General features: G+C 63.3%; 18 protein-coding genes. 5 read left to right on the forward strand and 13 right to left on the reverse strand.

Going from position 1 to position 17,572, the window contains the following annotated elements:
- The first annotated feature begins 209 nt into the window (after positions 1 to 209).
- Positions 210 to 2,294: a catalase gene (locus tag ACP7BY_RS03170; RefSeq protein ID WP_171010577.1), complete on the forward strand. Its 2,085-nt coding sequence runs from the start codon at positions 210 to 212 to the stop codon at positions 2,292 to 2,294.
- A gap of 83 nt (positions 2,295 to 2,377) precedes the next feature.
- Here the strand turns inward: ACP7BY_RS03170 and ACP7BY_RS03175 are convergent, their stop codons facing one another.
- Entirely contained in the window at positions 2,378 to 3,478 is a 1,101-nt protein-coding gene (locus ACP7BY_RS03175; RefSeq protein WP_033965048.1) for a fatty acid desaturase family protein, read from the reverse strand.
- Between the two features lie 122 nt (positions 3,479 to 3,600).
- On the opposite strand from ACP7BY_RS03175, the gene ACP7BY_RS03180 reads away from it, so the two are divergent.
- Entirely contained in the window at positions 3,601 to 4,758 is a 1,158-nt protein-coding gene (locus ACP7BY_RS03180) for a GNAT family N-acetyltransferase (RefSeq protein WP_033965047.1), read from the forward strand.
- Between the two features lie 63 nt (positions 4,759 to 4,821).
- On the opposite strand, the gene ACP7BY_RS03185 is transcribed toward ACP7BY_RS03180, so the two are convergent.
- The 10 genes from ACP7BY_RS03185 to ACP7BY_RS03230 all read right to left on the reverse strand — a co-directional run bounded on the left by ACP7BY_RS03185 (position 4,822) and on the right by ACP7BY_RS03230 (position 13,878).
- A complete protein-coding gene (locus ACP7BY_RS03185; RefSeq protein WP_033965045.1) occupies positions 4,822 to 5,076 on the reverse strand; it encodes a hypothetical protein in 255 nt (84 codons plus the stop codon).
- A gap of 182 nt (positions 5,077 to 5,258) precedes the next feature.
- Positions 5,259 to 6,059, reverse strand: a complete 801-nt coding sequence (locus ACP7BY_RS03190) for a transporter (RefSeq protein WP_033965044.1) — start codon at positions 6,057 to 6,059, stop codon at positions 5,259 to 5,261.
- A 41-nt stretch (positions 6,060 to 6,100) separates the two neighbouring features.
- Positions 6,101 to 6,871 (reverse strand): exodeoxyribonuclease III, encoded by a 771-nt coding sequence (gene xth, locus ACP7BY_RS03195; protein ID WP_010403940.1) that lies wholly within the window; start codon positions 6,869 to 6,871, stop codon positions 6,101 to 6,103.
- Between the two features lie 30 nt (positions 6,872 to 6,901).
- The gene (erpA, locus tag ACP7BY_RS03200; RefSeq protein ID WP_010403941.1) at positions 6,902 to 7,243 is read right to left on the reverse strand and encodes an iron-sulfur cluster insertion protein ErpA; all 342 of its coding nucleotides are present in this window, start codon (positions 7,241 to 7,243) and stop codon (positions 6,902 to 6,904) included.
- A gap of 62 nt (positions 7,244 to 7,305) precedes the next feature.
- On the reverse strand, positions 7,306 to 8,499 hold the full coding sequence (locus ACP7BY_RS03205) for a M23 family metallopeptidase (RefSeq protein WP_010403942.1): 1,194 nt from the start codon (positions 8,497 to 8,499) through the stop codon (positions 7,306 to 7,308).
- Between the two features lie 223 nt (positions 8,500 to 8,722).
- A complete protein-coding gene (locus ACP7BY_RS03210; RefSeq protein WP_033965043.1) occupies positions 8,723 to 9,193 on the reverse strand; it encodes a peroxiredoxin in 471 nt (156 codons plus the stop codon).
- The gene (locus ACP7BY_RS03215; protein WP_137903101.1) at positions 9,190 to 11,859 is read right to left on the reverse strand and encodes a glutamine-synthetase adenylyltransferase; all 2,670 of its coding nucleotides are present in this window, start codon (positions 11,857 to 11,859) and stop codon (positions 9,190 to 9,192) included. Before ACP7BY_RS03215 ends, ACP7BY_RS03210 begins: the two co-directional genes overlap by 4 nt.
- A 279-nt stretch (positions 11,860 to 12,138) precedes the next feature.
- Positions 12,139 to 12,783 carry a sigma-70 family RNA polymerase sigma factor gene (locus ACP7BY_RS03220; RefSeq protein WP_126846945.1) on the reverse strand — a complete coding sequence of 215 codons (645 nt, stop codon included), beginning with the start codon at positions 12,781 to 12,783 and terminating at the stop codon, positions 12,139 to 12,141.
- 78 nt (positions 12,784 to 12,861) lie between these two features.
- On the reverse strand, positions 12,862 to 13,002 hold the full coding sequence (locus ACP7BY_RS03225; RefSeq protein WP_033965040.1) for a hypothetical protein: 141 nt from the start codon (positions 13,000 to 13,002) through the stop codon (positions 12,862 to 12,864).
- 69 nt (positions 13,003 to 13,071) lie between these two features.
- Complete coding sequence (locus tag ACP7BY_RS03230; RefSeq protein WP_126846943.1) at positions 13,072 to 13,878, reverse strand: response regulator; 807 nt, start codon at positions 13,876 to 13,878, stop codon at positions 13,072 to 13,074.
- An 82-nt stretch (positions 13,879 to 13,960) separates the two neighbouring features.
- On the opposite strand from ACP7BY_RS03230, the gene ACP7BY_RS03235 reads away from it, so the two are divergent.
- The 3 genes from ACP7BY_RS03235 to ACP7BY_RS03245 all read left to right on the forward strand — a co-directional run bounded on the left by ACP7BY_RS03235 (position 13,961) and on the right by ACP7BY_RS03245 (position 16,329).
- Positions 13,961 to 14,317 carry a hypothetical protein gene (locus ACP7BY_RS03235; RefSeq protein ID WP_137903100.1) on the forward strand — a complete coding sequence of 119 codons (357 nt, stop codon included), beginning with the start codon at positions 13,961 to 13,963 and terminating at the stop codon, positions 14,315 to 14,317.
- A 7-nt stretch (positions 14,318 to 14,324) separates the two neighbouring features.
- Positions 14,325 to 15,911, forward strand: a complete 1,587-nt coding sequence (locus ACP7BY_RS03240) for a sensor histidine kinase (protein WP_126846939.1) — start codon at positions 14,325 to 14,327, stop codon at positions 15,909 to 15,911.
- Between the two features lie 283 nt (positions 15,912 to 16,194).
- Positions 16,195 to 16,329, forward strand: coding sequence for an entericidin A/B family lipoprotein (locus tag ACP7BY_RS03245; RefSeq protein WP_010403958.1), 135 nt, complete (start codon positions 16,195 to 16,197; stop codon positions 16,327 to 16,329).
- A 55-nt stretch (positions 16,330 to 16,384) separates the two neighbouring features.
- Here the strand turns inward: ACP7BY_RS03245 and tatC are convergent, their stop codons facing one another.
- Positions 16,385 to 17,164: a twin-arginine translocase subunit TatC gene (gene tatC, locus ACP7BY_RS03250; protein ID WP_137903099.1), complete on the reverse strand. Its 780-nt coding sequence runs from the start codon at positions 17,162 to 17,164 to the stop codon at positions 16,385 to 16,387.
- On the reverse strand, positions 17,161 to 17,556 hold the full coding sequence (tatB, locus tag ACP7BY_RS03255; RefSeq protein WP_033965038.1) for a Sec-independent protein translocase protein TatB: 396 nt from the start codon (positions 17,554 to 17,556) through the stop codon (positions 17,161 to 17,163). The genes tatC and tatB overlap by 4 nt, the downstream gene beginning before the upstream one ends.
- Positions 17,557 to 17,572 lie beyond the last annotated feature (16 nt).

Genomic DNA, 17,572 nt, shown 5'->3' on the forward strand with positions numbered 1-17,572 from the left:
GATGCCCGTGATCGCGCGTGGGTGATGGTCGTGATCGGCATCTTGTCCGTGGCGGTGCTCCTCTCCGTCCCGCTTGAGCCCGTATCGGTCACGCTACCGATCCGCCAGACAGCCCCTAACGGACGATAAGGCGAGCGCAGCGGCATTTAATTCACGCACGCCGAAACCTGTTGTGCTTTCAGGCCGTTAGATCCCCGCACAAGGCGAGGATGATCATGACCAAGGACACTGCCCTGAACGCCAGCAATGGCGGCGAAACACATCAGGTGGCGGATGACGAGCATCCGGTACTGACCACCAACCACGGCATCCCGATCAGCGACAATCAGAATCAGTTAAAGGCGGGCGCACGCGGCCCGGTGCTGTTGGAAGACGAAATCTTCCGCGAGAAAATCAACCATTTCGACCATGAGCGCATCCCCGAACGCATCGTTCATGCGCGCGGCAGCGCAGCGCACGGCTATTTCGAATGCACCGACAGCCTGGCCGACATCACCTGCGCCGACCTGTTCCAGAAGAAGGGCCAGCGCACCGAAGTGTTCGCGCGCTTTTCCACGGTCGCCGGGGGTGCGGGATCGGTCGACACCCCGCGCGACGTTCGGGGCTTTGCGGTCAAATTCTATACCCGCGAGGGCAATTGGGATCTGGTCGGCAACAACATCCCCGTCTTCTTCATCCAGGATGCGATCAAATTTCCCGACCTGGTCCATTCGGTGAAGATGGAGGCCGATCGCGGCTTCCCGCAGGCGGCCTCCGCGCACGATACCTTCTGGGATTTCATCTCGCTGATGCCCGAGGCGACGCACATGGCGCTATGGGCGATGTCGGATCGGACATTGCCGCGCACGCTGGCCAATATGGAAGGCTTTGGCGTGCACACCTTCCGCTTCATCTCGGCCGAGGGGAAGAGCACCTTCGTCAAATTCCACTGGAAGCCCAAAGCCGGGCTCGCCTCGACGATCTGGGACGAGACGGTCAAGATCGCCGGTGCCGACCCCGATTTCCACCGCCGGGACCTGTTCGAGCGGATCGGCCGGGGCGATTATCCCGAATGGGAATTGGGCGTGCAATTGTTCGACGAGGATTTCGCCAACAGCCAGCCGTATGACGTGCTCGACGCGACCAAGATCATCCCCGAAGAAGTGCTGCCGGTGCGCATCGTCGGCAAGATGGTGCTAGACCGATATCCCGACAATTTCTTTGCCGAGACCGAACAAGCGGCCTTCGTGCCGAGCCATGTGGTCCCCGGCATCGGTTTCTCCAATGACCCGCTGCTGCAGGGCCGCCTGTTCAGCTATACCGACACGCAATTGTCGCGGCTCGGCTCGGTCAATTTCCACCAATTGCCGATCAATGCGGCCAAGGGGCGCGAGGGTTGCCCGTTCCTGAACCAGCAGCGCGATGGCCATATGCAAATGCAGGTGCCTAAGGGCCGCGCCAATTATGAGCCCAACAGCTTGGCCCAGGCGGGCGAACCCGGTGGTGCCCGCGAGGACCCGGCAAATGGCTACAAGACCTTTGCCTCGGACGAGGAAGGGCAGAAGCTGCGTATCCGTCCGGAAAGTTTCGCCGACCATTATAGCCAGGCGCGGCTGTTCTTCCGGTCGATGGACCCGGCCGAGCAAGCGCATATCGCCTCGGCCTTCGTGTTCGAACTGTCGAAGGTATCGATCGAGCATATCCGCATCGCGATGATGGCGAATCTGCGCAACGTCGACGAGGATCTGGCGCAGCGAGTCGCGGACGGTCTGGGGATGAAACTGCCCAAGGCTTCCGCCACTGCCGCACCGGTGCTCGACATGGAGCCCTCGCCTGCCCTCCGCATCATTCGCGGGCCGCTTGAGAAAGCGACGCTCGAAGGGCGGACGGTCGGCATTTTGTTCGCCGATGGCAGCGATGCGGGCGAGCTCGACCAAGTGACCAAGGCAGCAAAGGCCGCCGGCGGTCACCCGCTGACCATCGCGCCCAAGGTCGGCGCGGTAAAACTGTCGGACGGCAGCACGGTGAAGGCCGATGCGCAATTGGCCGGCCAGCCCTCGGTGACGGTCGACGCCTGCGCGGTGGTGCTATCCAAGGAGGGCTGCGCGATGCTGCTGAAGGAAGCGGCGGCGGTGCAATGGGTGATGGATGCCTTTGGCCATCTCAAGGCGATCGGCGCGAGTGCTGCGGCACAACCGCTGCTCGACAAGGCCGGGGTCGAGGCGGACGAAGGCATCACCGATCTCGGCGGCTTCGTCGAAGCCGCCAAACGCCGCTATTGGGACCGCGAGCCGAAGGTGCGCACCCTCGCTTAAACGTTGCCTGAAATGCAAAACGGCTGCTGCAAGGGATCTTGCAGCAGCCGTTTTCGCATGTGGCAGGGATCAGGGCACCGGGCCTAGGCCCGGCGCGCCATCGTGCTGCGCACCAGCCGTGCAACCAGGCCCGGCAAGCCAGCATAGTTCGCTTTGTGATACGGCGATTCGACACCCAGAGCGGCGCTCAGGCGGCGATGCGCCTCAAGCAGGTGATGATAGGGCACGCCCGGCAGCAAATGGTGCAGCGCGTGAAAGCGCAAGCCGACCGGTGCCCAGAGCAGCGGCAAGGTGGCGGGCGGCGGCACATTGACCGAATCGAGATATTGCGCGGTGACGGTCATCACCTCGCCGTCATTGTCCCACAGATGCGCGACCAGCGTGCGCACCTGGTTGAGCACATAGACGCCCGAGGTGATCGCCAGCAGAATCGCGAACTTGCCGAGCGGAAACACCCCGGTCGCGACAAGTACAACCAAGGTGATCGCCCAGGCGCTGCACGCGGCCTCCAGCCAGCGCCACTGCGCGGCCGCCGCGCCCTCTGGCATGCGACGCCGGAAGGACGGGTTGATCGACAGCGACGAATAGCGCTCGATCAGAATGCGGCGCATGCCGGGGATAACCAGCGACAGCGGCGTCAGCACGGCATAGCGCACCAGCAACGCGACCGGCGCGAGCATCGAGGTCAGGATGAACACCGGCAACGTCCACGGCTTCATCGATGCCAGCGGGAGATATTCCGGGTCCTCGCTCGTGCCATAGCGCGTGCGTGCGTGATGCAGATTGTGGACGCCTTCATACATGAAGGACGGCACCAGCAACGGAACCCCGGCAATGATGTTCCAGCCCAGGCGGAAGCCCGGCAGCGCGGTGTGTCGGATGTGCGTCACTTCGTGGATGAAGCTGCCCGCGCGATACAGCGCCAGCACCGCGACCACGCCCGCCACGATCACCCATCCGGCCGCATCGACGCTCAGCGCGATCGCCAGCGCACCGTAGCCGATCGCCGCCGAGACCAGCAGATCGGTCCAATAGATCGCCGGGTTGGGCGCGTTCAAATCTCGGGTAAGTTCCGCAGCGGTACGCAGCATCGCCTTGTCATCGGCGATCGTCGACAATCGCACGCGCGGCGCGATGCCAGCGGGCACACCAGCGCTGCGGTGCAGGGAAAGCGAAGTGTTCATGGAGTGCGCCATTGCAGGAAGATAGTGGCTAGATGGTGGCAGCAACAGGGGGTTAGTGGCACGCTTGACACCAGCCGCTGCACGCGAGACTGCTCGCTCGCTTTCCTTGAGGTGACCTGCCCGTGGCCAACGCTCCGCTTTCCATTCGCCCGATCGACAGCAAAGCCGATCGCAAGCGCTTCGTCGACCTGCCCTTCCGCTTATACGCCAACGATCCCAACTGGGTGCCGCCCCTGAAAGGCGAAGCGCTCGGGCTGATCACCCCCGCCAAGAACGGCTGGTTCAGCCATGCCAAGGCACAACTGTTCCTGGCCGAGCGCGACGGCAAGGTGGTCGGTCGCATTTCCGCGCATATCGACACCCTGGCGCTGGAGATGGATCCGGGCAAGGGCTTCGGCCCCGGCTGCGGCCAGTTCGGCCTGCTCGACGCCGAGGATGGCGATATCGCAAAGGCGCTGATCGCCACTGCCGAAGGATGGCTGCGCGACCAGGGGATGACGCGCGTGCTGGGCCCGATCAGCATGTCGATCTGGGAAGAGCCCGGCCTGCTGGTCGAGGGGTTCGATCACCCGCCGACGATCATGATGGGCCATGCCAAGCCCGAATATCGCGGCTGGATCGAGGCGGCAGGCTATACCCAGGTCAAGGAATTGCTGACTTACGAGCTTGATATCACCAAGCCGTTTTCGCCGCTGCTGCAGCGAATCATCGCCTCGGGCGAGAAAAACCCGCGCATCCGTATCCGCAACGTCGACAAGACCAAGTTCGACGAAGAAGCCGCCATCATCCTGACGATCCTAAACGATGCCTGGTCGGACAATTGGGGCTTCGTGCCGTTGACGCCGCCCGAGATCAAGGATGTCGGCGTCAAGCTGAAGCCGATCGTGTTCAACGACTTGATCCGCATTGCGGAAGTCGACGGCAAGCCGGTCGCCTTCATGATCACGCTGCCCGATCTCAACGAGGCGATCATGCCGCTCAGGGGCAATTTGCTGCCGTTCGGCTGGGCAAAGCTGCTGCTGTGGCTGCGTCGGCCGCGCGTAAAAACGATGCGCGTGCCGCTGATGGGGGTGCTGAAAGAGCTGCAATCCTCGCGCCTGGCAAGCCAGCTCGCCTTCATGATGATCGAATATATCAAGCAGGCGTCGGTCGCCAATTATGGAGCCACGCGCGGCGAGATCGGCTGGATCCTGGAAGACAATCAAGGCATGCGCTCGATCGCCGAAGCGATCGAATGCACGATCAACAAACGCTACTGGATCTACGGCAAGACGCTGTAGCGCCCGTGCCTGCCGCCGGGGTGCGGTGCCGCGCAGGATCGCGGCACCGAAACCCCGTTGCGCTCACCGCTTGGCGAGCGGATCGAAACCGTCTTGGCTGATCCAGTCCTGCCGCGTCTTGCAAATTTTATGGGACAGGTGCGAGCCGGTAACGGTATCCACCACGCAGTATTTCTGCGCGGCCTTTTCGCTCGGCGCACGCTGGGTCGATCCCACTGGCTGGCTTTCGGCAGCAACGGGCTTGGCATCGCGTGCAACGACGGGCGATGCGGTGACGCTCAGCAAGGCGCTCGAGGCAATCAGGAAAAGGGTGGTCATGGTCGGTCCTCCGCTAGATCGGCGGGTTCCGGTGGTCGGCCCGCAACCGTGTTAGTGCATTACTCATGCCAAACACTGAAAGGACGTATTTTCAGAGACTTATCGATATTATTGAACCGGAAATGAATAGCAAAGCCCGCCAACTTTCGGGAACTCGTCCGATTTGATGGGATGGGCACGGGTCAGAAGCGCCGCGAAATCCCGACATAAAGTTCCATGTCCGGTGCCGCGCGATTGAGGCCAGCGACCGCGCCCACGTCGAATTGCAGATCCTTCCTCGCCTTCCACGCGAGTGAAGCGGATCCGAGCACTTGTGTGGTCTTTTCCTCGGGATCCTCGTCCCGTAGCACCTGACTATCCAGCGTGAAGGTCAGGTGATGCGGCAGTTTCACCCCGACACCGACGACTTCCGAATAGGCGATATGGCGACCATGGCCGCTGAGATTGACGGCGGCATCGACCTCGCTGGTGGTGACCAAGTTCACCGTTTTGCTCAGATCCAAGGTCGCGGGGACGATGACGCCCGCGCCCCAATCGCCCGCCCCCACCGGCGTGCGGCCAACCGGCATGCTGACGAAGGGCTGCACCGCAATCGACGCCCCATTGCCGTCGGGATGCAGCAGATTCGCCTTGAACCCCAGCGTCGCATCGCCAACCCGCCCGGCATTTTCGACAGCCTGCGTCGCCTTGTCGCGGGTGCGGACATGGCCATAGGGCGTCCAGCCGAATTGCGCCTCGATCGTATCGGTGACTCCGACGCGCACGAACGTGTCCCCCAGCAACACCGTATCGGTACGCCGATCGGGCTGATTGTCGAGCGTCCAGTCGGTGATCGCGGTTTCGACCGAGACGTGCTTCGGCGCGATCGTGCACGCAGTCGTGCCGAGGCTTGGCCGGGTCGGGCAATAGCTTCGGTCCTCGGCATGTGCCACGCCCGGCACCAGCATCGCGATGGCCGCCAATCCCCCGTAGCGTAGCGTCATGCAGCATCCTCCGCACGACCTCCGTGCGGGCCGTTGCGGGTCTAACGCAGTTCTACCCAAGTGGGTGCATGGTCGCTTGCTTTTTCACGCCCGCGATAGGCCTTGTCGACGCTCGCATCGATCAGACGGTCGGCCGCAACCGGGCTCAGCAGCAGGTGATCGATGCGGAAACCCGCGTCGCGCTGCCACGCGCCCGCCTGATAGTCCCAGAAGGTCCATACGCCCCCACCGGGATGCCGCGTGCGCAATGCATCGGTCCAGCCCTGCGCGAGCAACGCCCGAAAGCCCGCCCGGCTCTCGGGCTGCATCAACGCATCGTCCTGCATTGCCCGCACCGAATAGGTGTCGTCATCATTGGGAATGACGTTGTAGTCGCCCGCCAGCACGACCGGGGTTTCCTCCGCCAGCAAGTCGCGCGCGCGCGCTGCCAGCCGATCGATCCAGCGCAGTTTATAGTCGAATTTGGGCCCTGGCTGCGGATTGCCGTTGGGCAGATACAGCGACGCAATCGTTACCCCGTTTACCTCGGTTTCGAGATAGCGACTGTGATCATCCTCGGTCTCGCCCGCCAGCCCGCGCTGCCGTTCGATCGGGTCCTGCCCCTTGGCGAGCACGGCCACGCCGTTCCAGCTCTTCTGCCCGTGCCACACCGCGCCATATCCGGCGGCGCGAATGTCGGCCTCGGGGAAGGTCTCGTCGCTGGTCTTGAGCTCCTGCAGGCACACCACGTCTGGCTGCTGTTCGGCAAGATATTCCAACAGGCGCGGCAGGCGCGCCTTGATGCCATTGATATTGTAGGTAACGATCTTCACGCGGCAGCGCCCCTTTGTCCGGGGCGGACGTTACACCGAGAAGCTGGAACCGCAACCGCAACCCGACGCGGCATTGGGGTTGGTCACCTTGAAAGCGGCACCGCCGAGTTCCTCGACATAGTCCACCGCCGACCCGCGCACGAGATCGAGGCTGATCGAATCGACCACCAGCCGCACGCCGTCCTGCTCGGCGATCGCATCATCGGCGTCGACCGATTCGGCAAAACCGAATTTATATTGGAAGCCCGAGCAACCGCCGCCATCAACCGACAGACGCAAGATAGCGGGCTTGCCCTGTTTCGCCGCAATCGTCGCAACGCGTGCGGCAGCGGATGGGGTCAAGATGATGTCGGGGGCGAGGATAGCATCCATGCGCAAGAGATAGGCGCTCGTGCCGGGATCGGCAACCGCGCGCCGCCCAACGTTTTGCCCAATCAGTCCGCCGCAGCCGGGCCGCCCACCGCCACCGGGATCGTGTGGATCGAGCGATCCTGCGCCGCCAGCAGATAATCGGCGGTCTGCAGGAACGGCACCGGGTTCACCGCATGGCCATCGATCCGCACTTCATAATGCAGATGCGGCCCGGTCGAACGCCCGGTCGAGCCCATCAACGCGATCAACTGCCCACGATGCACGCGCGTGCCTGCCTCGACCAGGATCTTGGACAGATGGCCGTAGCGGGTCTGGATCCCCTTGCCGTGGTCGAGCTCGACCAAATTGCCATAGCCGCCCGAACGCTCAGCGCGATCGACCATACCATCGGCAGTCGCGTAGACCGGCGTACCGACCGGCCCGGGGATATCGACACCGGCATGCATTGCCGCGGTCCCGCGGAACGGATCGGAACGGATGCCGTAATTGCTGGTGAACGCCAGATGCTCGACCGGCTGCGCCGACGGGATCGCGATGACGCCATGCTCCAGCGTATCCAGCTTCTTCCACGTCATGAACAGCGAGCGAAACTGGGTGTCGGCGCGCAAATCGGCCTCTGCCGCCGCGCTATCCGCCGCTTCGAACGGGCCGCCCATGGCGGGCTGGCGCGGCATCAGGCGTTCCGGTGCCAGACCAAGGCTGCGGACATGCGCGACGGCGCGGACAAAACGCTGTTCGGCAACACGCTGCGCGCGCGCAGCGACCGCAACTTGCTGCTGCTCGACCTTCTTGAGCGGTGCGACGACATCAGCGGCCAACGCGTCGGCCTTGGGATCGATCGTCGGCGTTGGCTGCGACAGCGCGGCGACATCACCCTTGCCGGAAACGACCGCAACCAGCAGCGCCTGGCGCTGTTCGACGCGCTTGGCATGCGCCTGCGCTGCGGCCTTGATCGAGGCGACGTCGGCCTGCATCTTGCGGACGCGGACCTGCATCTGGGCGACCTTGGCTTCGGGCGACAGCGGTGCACCGACGATGCCCGTCATCGCGACCGCACCAACGGCGGCTTGCGCCACGCCATAGGCCGAGAAGCACAGCGTAACGCCGGCAACCCCCGCCATCGTGGCCTGCGCACGCGCGCCGAGGCTGAAGCGCTTCAGGTCGCGCCCATCATGAAAGATAAAGTCGCGGGTCTTGAAATAGGCCTTGAGGCGCGACACCAGCCGCACGCCAGACGCAATCGAAATTGAGTTCATGTGACCCCGGCGACCTATTTTTATGCGAATGCCGGAAAACGCCAGCGCCCGCCCCTCTATCGCCCGCATACAGCCCCCCTGCATCCGGACGGCCAGTGTGTGACGGAGTTTGTGACACTCGGGCAAGGCCTTCCGCGACAGGTCACGTTGAAGCGGCTGATCGTTGCGCCGAGTCGTTGGGCAAATCGTTAAGGCTATCCGTAAAGCCCGCGAATCGAATCGGTCACCCGAGCGCGCGAACCGCCTCGAGCACATCGACGACATGCCCAGGCACCTTCACCTTGCGCCAATCGCGCACCAGAATGCCCGCCGCATCGAACAGGAAGGTCGAGCGATCGATGCCCATATAGGTCTTGCCATACAGCTTCTTCTCGACCCACACGCCGAACGCCTGCATCGCCGCATCGCTATCGTCGGTGGCGAGCGGCACCGTCAGATCGTATTTGTCGATGAACTTCTGGTGCTTGGCCGGCGTATCCCGCGAAACGCCGAGAACGGCCGCCCCCAGCGCCTGAAATTCTGCATAATGGCTGCTGAAATCCTGCGCTTCGCGCGTGCAGCCGGATGTGTCGTCCTTGGGGTAAAAATACAGGACGAAAATCTTTCCGACATAGTCGCGCAGGTTGAGGCGCTCTCCGGTCGGGGTGGCAAGGTCAATCGCAGGAAGCGCCCCGCCTTCTTCGATGATCGTCACGGCTCCACACCTTCCACATCCGCCAGCCAGATGGCAACCTCCTGCCGGGTCGTTTCGAGCGATGCAAGAACCTCGACCCAGTCCGCCAGTCCCAGCGCGCGCGCGACCAGGCCCTGCGTCGCCGGGCGCGGCGGCTGGGCGTCGGGCGCAACCAGCCGCAGCGTGACGAGCAGCCGCGTCAGGAAATCATGCGCCGCGAGCATCTCAGACGGGGCCCGTCCTGCGGCGATCAACGCCGCGATCGCGACGCGCAAATTGGGATCGAGGCCAAGGCCGGTCTCAAGTTGCATCATATGGACCGCGAATTCGAGGTCGACCAAGCCGCCGGGCAGCAGCTTTGCATCGAGCGGTCCGAGCGGCGGTTTATGCGCCGCCATTTCGGCGCGCATCGCGATCGCGTCGGCCACAACGTTGCGCACGGGACGATCGCCGCGCAGCACGTCCCCGATCACCGTGTCGACGGCGGCGCGCGCGGCGGGCGATCCGAACACCGGCCGCGCCCGCGCCAGCGCCATATGCTCCCACGTCCACGCGCTTTCGCGCTGATAGCGTGCAAAACCTTCCAACGAGACGCTGAGCGGACCCTGCGTGCCCGATGGCCGCAAGCGGGTATCAATCTCGTAGAGCGGCCCCAAGGCGGTCGGCACCGAAAGCGCGGCGCTGATGCGCTGCGCAAGACGGTTGTAATAGAGCACCGCACCGAGCGGCTTGGGTCCGTCGGATTCGGCGAGATGATCGCCGGTGAAGAGATAGATGAGATCAAGGTCAGAGGCATGGGTCAGCGCCCCCCCGCCCATCCGCCCAAGCGCCAGAATGATCAGCTCGCTGCCGGGCACAGTGCCATGGCTGCCCGAAAACTCGGTGATCGTCGCCTCGGCCAGCACCCCGATCGCCGCCTCCGCCACACGGGCATAGCCCGCCGAAACCGCGAGCGGATCCGACGCACCCGACACGATTTGCGTGCCCAGGGCGAAGCGCTTTTCGCCGACGACGCGCCGCACATGATCGAGCCGTGCCTGATAATCCGCCCCCGCCGCCATTTCGCAGGCGAGCGTCGCCGTATCGGCCACCGGATCGAGTGCGGTTGCGTCGATCAGTCCGTCGAACAGTTCCGGCCGTCGCGCCAATTCTTCGGCCAGCGTCTCGGCGTGGCTGAGAATCAACCCCAGCAACCGCGCCAGTGCAGGCCGTGCCTCCAGCAACCGGAAGAAATTGACCGCGCTCGACAGCCGCGCCAGCATCCGGTCCAGCCGAACGATCGCGCCTTGCGGGTCGGGGGCCTTGCCCAGCGCGGCAACCAGGCCGGGCAAAACCGCCTCGAGCGCCGACCGCGCCGCAGGGCTGCGCAAAGCGGGATAGGTGCCGCTCCGCCACTGCTCAATGCGTTGCGTTGCCACATCGCCATCACCGAAACCGGCCTGGCTGAGCTGCGCCAAAAGGTGGTCCCGGTCGAAAGACAAAGCGTCGCCGTCTTCGGGATCCAGCGCATCATAGCTTGCCGCAGTCGCCAGAACATGCGGCCGCAACAGGTCCAGAAGGGCGTTCGCGTCCTCGAGTCCGTGCAACTTCGCGACGCCATCGAGCGCTGCGCCCGTCGGCAAATGGTGCGTCTGGCGATCGTCGATCATTTGCACGCGATGTTCGATCGTGCGAAACAGCGTGTAGGCGCGCACCAGCGCCGCCGCTTCCGCAGCATCCACCCAGCCCGCCGCCGCCAGCGCCCCCAATGCATCCCGCGTTGCCGGAACGCGCAGCGCCGGATCGCGCCCGCCGTGGATCAATTGATGAATTTGCGCGAAGAATTCGACCTCGCGAATACCGCCGCGTCCGCGCTTGAGGTCAAAGCCCGGGCCGAACGCTTGCCCGCGCGCATGATGATCGCGGATTCGGCGCGAAATGCCGCGGATTTCGCCGATCGCGCCGAAATCGAGCGCACGCCGCCATACGAACGGCTTAACCGCTTCGAGAAAACGGGTCCCCAGTGCGATGTCACCTGCTGCCGCCCGCGCCCGGATAAAGGCCGCGCGCTCCCACGGCAGTGCCAACGATTCGTAATAGGAAAGCGCCGCATCGACCGACAAAGCGATCGGCGTCACCTCCGGCGACGGGCGCAGGCGCAAATCGACGCGCAGGACATAGCCATCGCCGTCCCGCGCCTGAAGGATCTCGACCACCCGCTTGCCGATCCGAACGGCCGCTTCTTCCGGCGCTTCGCGGGGCCGGCACGGCAGCGTTGCCGGGTCAAACAGCAGGATCGGATCGATGTCGGACGAATAATTCAGTTCCCGGCTGCCCTGCTTGCCCAATGCGATCGCGGTGAAGCCCTGCAGGGGGGCGTCCGGCGTGCGCTCCGCAATCGCGGTGACAATCGCGGAATCGAGCGCTCGATCGGCAAAATCGGACAGGGCGTGTGTCACCGCCGTCAAATCGTCGCATCCGGCGAGATCGCCGATCGCCACGCGCAGCGCGAGCCGCCGCCGCTCGAGCCGTAGGCGTCGTGGCGTCGGCATGTCGGCGAGATCGCGCGCCAGGCTATGAAGCTCGGGCAGGACGCCATTTTCCAGCATCGCCGCCATCTCCGGCTCGCGCTGCAACAGCATGCTCAAAAACGACGACCATTGTCGCGCGCGGGCAACAGCATCGATGATACGCGGGTCGAAAAGCATGTCTTTCCCGTATCGCGATGATTTCAGGCCGATATGGCACAATGGGCGAGCAACAAAAGGCGTCTTCGTCCGTTATTGACATATGTCAATGTGCGATGCCCCTTATACGCGGAACTCGAGCGATATGCTTTACGTCGTTGCAGCACCATCGCGCTCCGACGCGCTGAGGGTAACCCTCCACACCGCATACACCACGCCTGATGCAGACGACTCCTTTGCGGACTTGCTACAGGCGCTGGATCGTGTGCCGATTACCAGGCAAATCGCGAGATAACGATCTCAGCCGCGATCGCGGCTGAGATCGTCGACTTCGCCCATAATGGTGTCCAGGGCGGACATGCCGGGCTCATTGGAGTGTGTGCGGCGCGATGCCAGCGTATTGTCGTTCATGACGGCTTCCAGCGCGACCCGGCCTCGCGCGACGCGGCTCTTGATCGTCCCGACGGCGACCCCGCAAATCTCGGCGGCCTCCTCATAGGCAAAGCCACCCGCACCAACCAGAATCAGCGCTTCCCGCTGTGGCTGCGGCAAATGCAGCAATGCACGCTGCATATCGCCCAACTCGACATGCTTATCCTGGCTCGCCGGCGCGGCAAGGATACGATCCGCCACCAAATCGTCCCACTCGCCTTTGAAGCGCGCGCGGCGCATCTGGCTGAGATAGAGATTGCGCAGGATGATGAAGGTCCACGCCCGCATGTTAGTGCCGGCCTGAAAGCGCAACCGCGCCGCCCACGCCTTCATCAACGTTTCCTGGACGAGATCATCTGCCAGATCGCGATTGCCGGAAAGCGAGCGCCCGAAAGCACGCAGATGAGGTATGACCTGCGCCAACTGAGTTTTGAACTCGGCGTCGGAAAGCGAAACGTGCTCGACGACCTCGGGCGCTGCCTCGTCTTCTTCCTGGTCAATCGCGTCGGTCATGAAATATAGTCTCGCGTAGCGGAACACAGATGGGCCCGACGGACGCCGAAGTCCATCACGCCTGCGGCATCGAAAAATTCAGCGGTAGAGAAACAGCAGCGCAGCAAACACCACCACAACCAGCGTCAACGAGATCGCGAGGACGTAACGCGTAACGTGCGGAGTCGCCCCGGCACGTGCATCTTGGCCGCTCAGTTCGATTTTCTCGTCGTCCGCCATAAGCGCCCCCGTGTCGTTGTGGCTCCGTATCGTATGGAACCCAACCCACGGGGGCACGAATCGGTTCCCTTAAGCGGCGGGAACGGTTGCCTGGTCGAAGAACAGAGCTTGCGCAATCGCCGCTTTCACGGTCGAGCGCTGGAAGGGCTTGGTGATCAGGAAGGTCGGCTCGGGGCGCTCGCCCGTCAACAACCGTTCCGGGAAAGCCGTGATGAAGATGACCGGCACTTCGAATTCGGCAAGGATATCCTTGACCGCGTCGATGCCGGAACTGTCGTCGGCCAACTGGATGTCGGCCAGCACCAAGCCGGGACGGTCCTCCATCGCCAGTGCAACGGCCTCGTCGCGCGTGACTGCGACACCGGTCACTTCATGGCCGAGATCGCGAACGATCGTTTCGATATCCATCGCAATGATCGGCTCATCTTCGATGATCAGCACCCGCGCGCGCGTCTGCTTTTCGATCTCGCTCAGCGCCTCGGCGACCAGCGCTTCAACCTCGCTGGTGTCGACATCGATCAGATAGGCTGCATCCTCGGGCGTGAAGCCCTCCATCGCGGTGAGCAACAGGGCCTGGCGCGATAGCGGGGTCATCCGGGCGAGGCGTGCCCGCGCGATCGCTTCCTGACCGTCACCGTCCGCCGCGCTCATATTTTCCGGGCTCTCGTCGTAATTGGTCGAGTTCCAGATGGCGTGGAACATCCGATACAGGCCCAGCCGCGGGTCAACCTCACGCGGGAACTCTTCGGGTGCGGCGACGATCGCCTCAAGCGTGGCGCGCACATAACGATCGCCGTGCGATTGGCTGCCCGTCAGGGCACGCGCGTAGCGGCGCAGGAACGGAAGATGGGGGGCAAGTTGCTGTCCTAGCGACATGACTGTCGGAGTCTCCCTGAGATAATCTCGAAGGGCCTTGTGGAAGCGGCCCCCCGCATATGCAACGCGTTTTGTTGCTCCGATGGCATCGGAGTTAATTCGCATTGGGCATGGAACCAACGACGCGCAATTTGGTTTCATGGGGGAACTCGGAGCGATGCAATCTGTTTTTACGGGTTCACCGTATCATATGGTTCAAGCCGGATTGTTACGGCCGCATTTTAACACTATCCGGCATGTCCGGGTTTTCAGGGGGACGGCATTGCGTTCGGGCGACGAATCTTCAAAGAAGCCGGGTGCGGCACGCGCGGCCGATACCGGCGCGAAGGTTCAAAGCAAGGACCGCGATATGGGCGCGGCCTTGCGCACCGTCTATCAGCGCACGGTGGAGGAAGCGATTCCGCCCGAAATGCTGGATCTTTTAGGAAAATTGGACTGATTTCCCGATGACGGATATCGCCGGGGACCCCGCCCCCGCGCGTCCGGGAAGCGGTCTGGTCGATCGCATCCCGACAGGTGCGAAAATTTTTCTGATTCTCAGCGCCGCGCTTCTGCCACTGGCGATCATCGCCTTCTTTGCAACATTGCGCACGGCGGAACTCGCCGATGAGGCAACGCAGGCCCAGCTGCGCGTCACGACAACCGAAAGCGCCCGCAAGCTCGCCATCGAGTTGGTCGGGGATATGACCGCGCTGCGTGTGTCCCTCAACGCATTGGAGGCAGATCCGGGAGACGCTCCGAGTTGCGCCCGGGCGCAGGGCGTATTCGCGCCGCAAATCGCTGCGGGCACGCGTTTCATGATTATGGATGCCCGCAGTCGCCTGATCTGCGGCGAGCAACTGCCGGTGGCACCCTGGCCTACCGCAGCCGGTGCCGAAAAGACCATCGCGGCACGGATATACCCGGGTCGGGGGCTGACGCTTGCCACAACGAGCGCGTCGGGACGAACCCGCGCCGCCGCCTTTTTTCCCGTCGATGTTCTCGCGGCAACCGCCGCCCCGAGCGGCTATGCCATGCCTTATGAAGCGCGTCTGGTGCTCGGAACCGATGCGCTCATACTCTCCGACCTGCCACGACAAGCCCCCCTGGAACGCCGCGCGGGCCTGAGCATGGGGATTGGGCTTGGAGAAATCGCGCTTACCACGCGCATGCGCAGCGCCCCGATCACTTCACCCGTTCTGGTCTCGCTCATCCTGCCCATCATCATGTGGGCGGCCGCAGCCGGCATTGGCTGGTTTGTGGTCGATCGCCTGCTGATCCGGTCGCTGCGACAGTTGCGTTCCCGCGTAGCCAATTTTGTGCCAGGCGAAGAAATCGATCCGGGCGCAATGCACGCGCTCCCGGCACAGGAAATTCGTGAATTGGGGGAAACCTTTCGGGCGATCAGCCGGACGGTTGCCGAACATGAAGCCGGGCTGGCCGAAGGGCTGGTGCGCCAGACAAAGCTGACCCGCGAAGTCCATCATCGCGTCAAAAACAATCTTCAGGTCATTTCCAGCCTGATAAACTTCCACGCCCGGGCAGCACGGAGCGCAGAGGCAACGCAGGCTTACGCATCGATCCAGCGTCGAGTAGATGCGCTCGCCGTGGTCCACCGCAACCATTTTGCCGAGCTTGAGGAAAATCGCGGACTTTCGCTACGCTCGGTCATTGGCGAACTCGCCTCCAATATCCGCGCGACCGCGCCGGACGATTCGCCGATCGGCGTTACGCTCGACATTGCGCCCTATCTGGCGAATCAGGATGTCGCGATTGCGATCGCTTTCCTGCTGACCGAGATCGTCGAATTGGCGATGACGGTCAGCCCGACGGCACAAGTTCGCATTTCCATCGGTGCCGCCCCCACCGACGATCGCGCCATATTGAGGGTCAACTCTCCAGCTCTGGTCGACGATGACAGAATGCGGGCATTGGTCGCCGAACGTTACGGCCGGGTGATCGAAGGGCTCGCGCGCCAATTGCGGTCGAAGCTTCACTACGATCCACTGGTCGGCGCTTATGAGATCGCCGTTGCAGTAACCGGGCGCGATTGAATTTCGCGCCATAAAAAACGCCGAGGTCAAATTTTTTCGGAACCGAAGCGCGCGAGGCCCGTTTTCAGGTTCGGATAGCGACTTTATGCCCCCCCGCTCTCGCTATCCAAGACACGGGCCTGGCCGCGCTTCCCCTCCCCCCCCGGTAGCGCGTCCAGGCCCAAGCTTTTTCATCCGTTGCGCCTGACCGCGCGCGTTATCTCGACGAGGCGGAACCAAGCGTATCGCCAAACATTGGGAGCGAGGCATCCGGGCTATCCCGGACAGTCTTCAGGAGAGTATCATGCGCAAGATCACCACGATCGCTATCGCCGCTACCGCGTTGCTGCTGGGCGCGTGCAACACCGTCGAAGGCGTCGGCAAGGATGTGAAATCGGCAGGCGACACCGTCGCCAAAACGGCCGACAGCGCCAAATAAGCCTTTACCGACCGATCGAAGGCCGTCTCGATGATGCGGGGCGGCCTTTTGCTTGTCAGCTTTCGACCAATTCCGTCGCCGCCTCTTTGCCGCGCCGCCGCTCGGTAAACCAGATCGCGATCAGCGCGAGCTCGTACAGTGCGACCAGCGGGATCGCGAGGATGATCATCGAACCGGCATCGGGCGGGGCCAACACCAGCGCCACCGCGAAGCAGCCGACGATCGCGTAGCGCCGCCCACTGACCAATTGCTTGCGCGTCACCAGCCCGGCGCGCTCGACCAGCATCAGCAGGATCGGCAACAGGAAAGCCAGCCCGAAGGCAAACAGAAACTGCATCACGAAATCGAGATAGGACGCAACCGAGGTCAGCGCCTCCTGCTCGACGCCACCCAGATTGCCCTGGAAGCTCAAGAAAAAATGCAGCGCCGAGGGGATGGCAACAAAATACGCCATCGACGCACCAAGGATAAACAGCACCGGCGTGGCGAACAGAAACGGCAGGAGCGCACGCTTTTCCTTGCGGTAGAGCCCCGGCGCGACAAAACCCCACAGTTGGTTCGCAATGACCGGGAACGAGATCATGATCGCGGCGAACAATGCCACCTTCAACTGCACAAAAAAGCCGTCGAACACGCCGATCGTCACGATCCGTTTCTGCCCGGCCGCGAGCAGCGGATGCACCAGCACCGTGAATATTTCGCGCGAGTAGATATAGGTGCCGATCAACGCGACCAGCACCGATACGATGCAGAAGAACAGCCGACGGCGCAGCTCGATCAAATGATCGAGCAGCGGCGCCCGGCTCGCTTCGAGGTCATCGATCGGAGCGTTCACGGATGCGCCTTGGGCTCGGCATCGCCCGGCAATGCGACCGGCGGGGCACCATGCACATTTGGCGGCGCTACCATCACCGGCGGCGCATCTCCGTCATGGGCGTCGTGCGGCAGGGCGGCGGGCGTATCGGCCATCGGTAGCATCTGGACGGGCTCGGGCGGGTGCTCGCGCATGATCCGCGCGTTTTCGGCCGCCCATTTCTTTTCCATTTCCTGCAACTCGGCCTCGCGCACCATGTTGTCGAAGCCTGAGCGAAACTGATTGGCGACGCCGCGCACACGCCCGACCCATTGCCCGGCAATCCGCATCGCCTTGGGCAAATCCTTGGGCGGGATGACGAGCAAGGCCACGACCCCGAGCAGGATCACCTCGGAGGATGCGACATCGAACATGGCAGCGGAGCGCTAA

The sequence above is a fragment of the Sphingomonas sp. PSPC2-2 genome (assembly GCF_049897725.1).
Classification (GTDB): domain Bacteria; phylum Pseudomonadota; class Alphaproteobacteria; order Sphingomonadales; family Sphingomonadaceae; genus Sphingomonas.

Excerpts from the sequence above, each read along its gene's own strand:
- ACP7BY_RS03170 (WP_171010577.1), top strand. The coding sequence starts at position 210 with ATGATCATGACCAAGGACACTGCCCTGAACGCCAGCAATGGCGGCGAA.
- ACP7BY_RS03175 (WP_033965048.1), bottom strand. The coding sequence starts at position 3,478 with ATGAACACTTCGCTTTCCCTGCACCGCAGCGCTGGTGTGCCCGCTGGC.
- ACP7BY_RS03185 (WP_033965045.1), bottom strand. The coding sequence starts at position 5,076 with ATGACCACCCTTTTCCTGATTGCCTCGAGCGCCTTGCTGAGCGTCACC.
- ACP7BY_RS03190 (WP_033965044.1), bottom strand. The coding sequence starts at position 6,059 with ATGACGCTACGCTACGGGGGATTGGCGGCCATCGCGATGCTGGTGCCG.
- erpA (WP_010403941.1), bottom strand. The coding sequence starts at position 7,243 with ATGGATGCTATCCTCGCCCCCGACATCATCTTGACCCCATCCGCTGCC.
- ACP7BY_RS03205 (WP_010403942.1), bottom strand. The coding sequence starts at position 8,499 with ATGAACTCAATTTCGATTGCGTCTGGCGTGCGGCTGGTGTCGCGCCTC.
- ACP7BY_RS03215 (WP_137903101.1), bottom strand. The coding sequence starts at position 11,859 with ATGCTTTTCGACCCGCGTATCATCGATGCTGTTGCCCGCGCGCGACAA.
- ACP7BY_RS03220 (WP_126846945.1), bottom strand. The coding sequence starts at position 12,783 with ATGACCGACGCGATTGACCAGGAAGAAGACGAGGCAGCGCCCGAGGTC.
- ACP7BY_RS03225 (WP_033965040.1), bottom strand. The coding sequence starts at position 13,002 with ATGGCGGACGACGAGAAAATCGAACTGAGCGGCCAAGATGCACGTGCC.
- ACP7BY_RS03230 (WP_126846943.1), bottom strand. The coding sequence starts at position 13,878 with ATGTCGCTAGGACAGCAACTTGCCCCCCATCTTCCGTTCCTGCGCCGC.
- ACP7BY_RS03235 (WP_137903100.1), top strand. The coding sequence starts at position 13,961 with ATGGCATCGGAGTTAATTCGCATTGGGCATGGAACCAACGACGCGCAA.
- ACP7BY_RS03240 (WP_126846939.1), top strand. The coding sequence starts at position 14,325 with ATGACGGATATCGCCGGGGACCCCGCCCCCGCGCGTCCGGGAAGCGGT.
- ACP7BY_RS03245 (WP_010403958.1), top strand. The coding sequence starts at position 16,195 with ATGCGCAAGATCACCACGATCGCTATCGCCGCTACCGCGTTGCTGCTG.
- tatB (WP_033965038.1), bottom strand. The coding sequence starts at position 17,556 with ATGTTCGATGTCGCATCCTCCGAGGTGATCCTGCTCGGGGTCGTGGCC.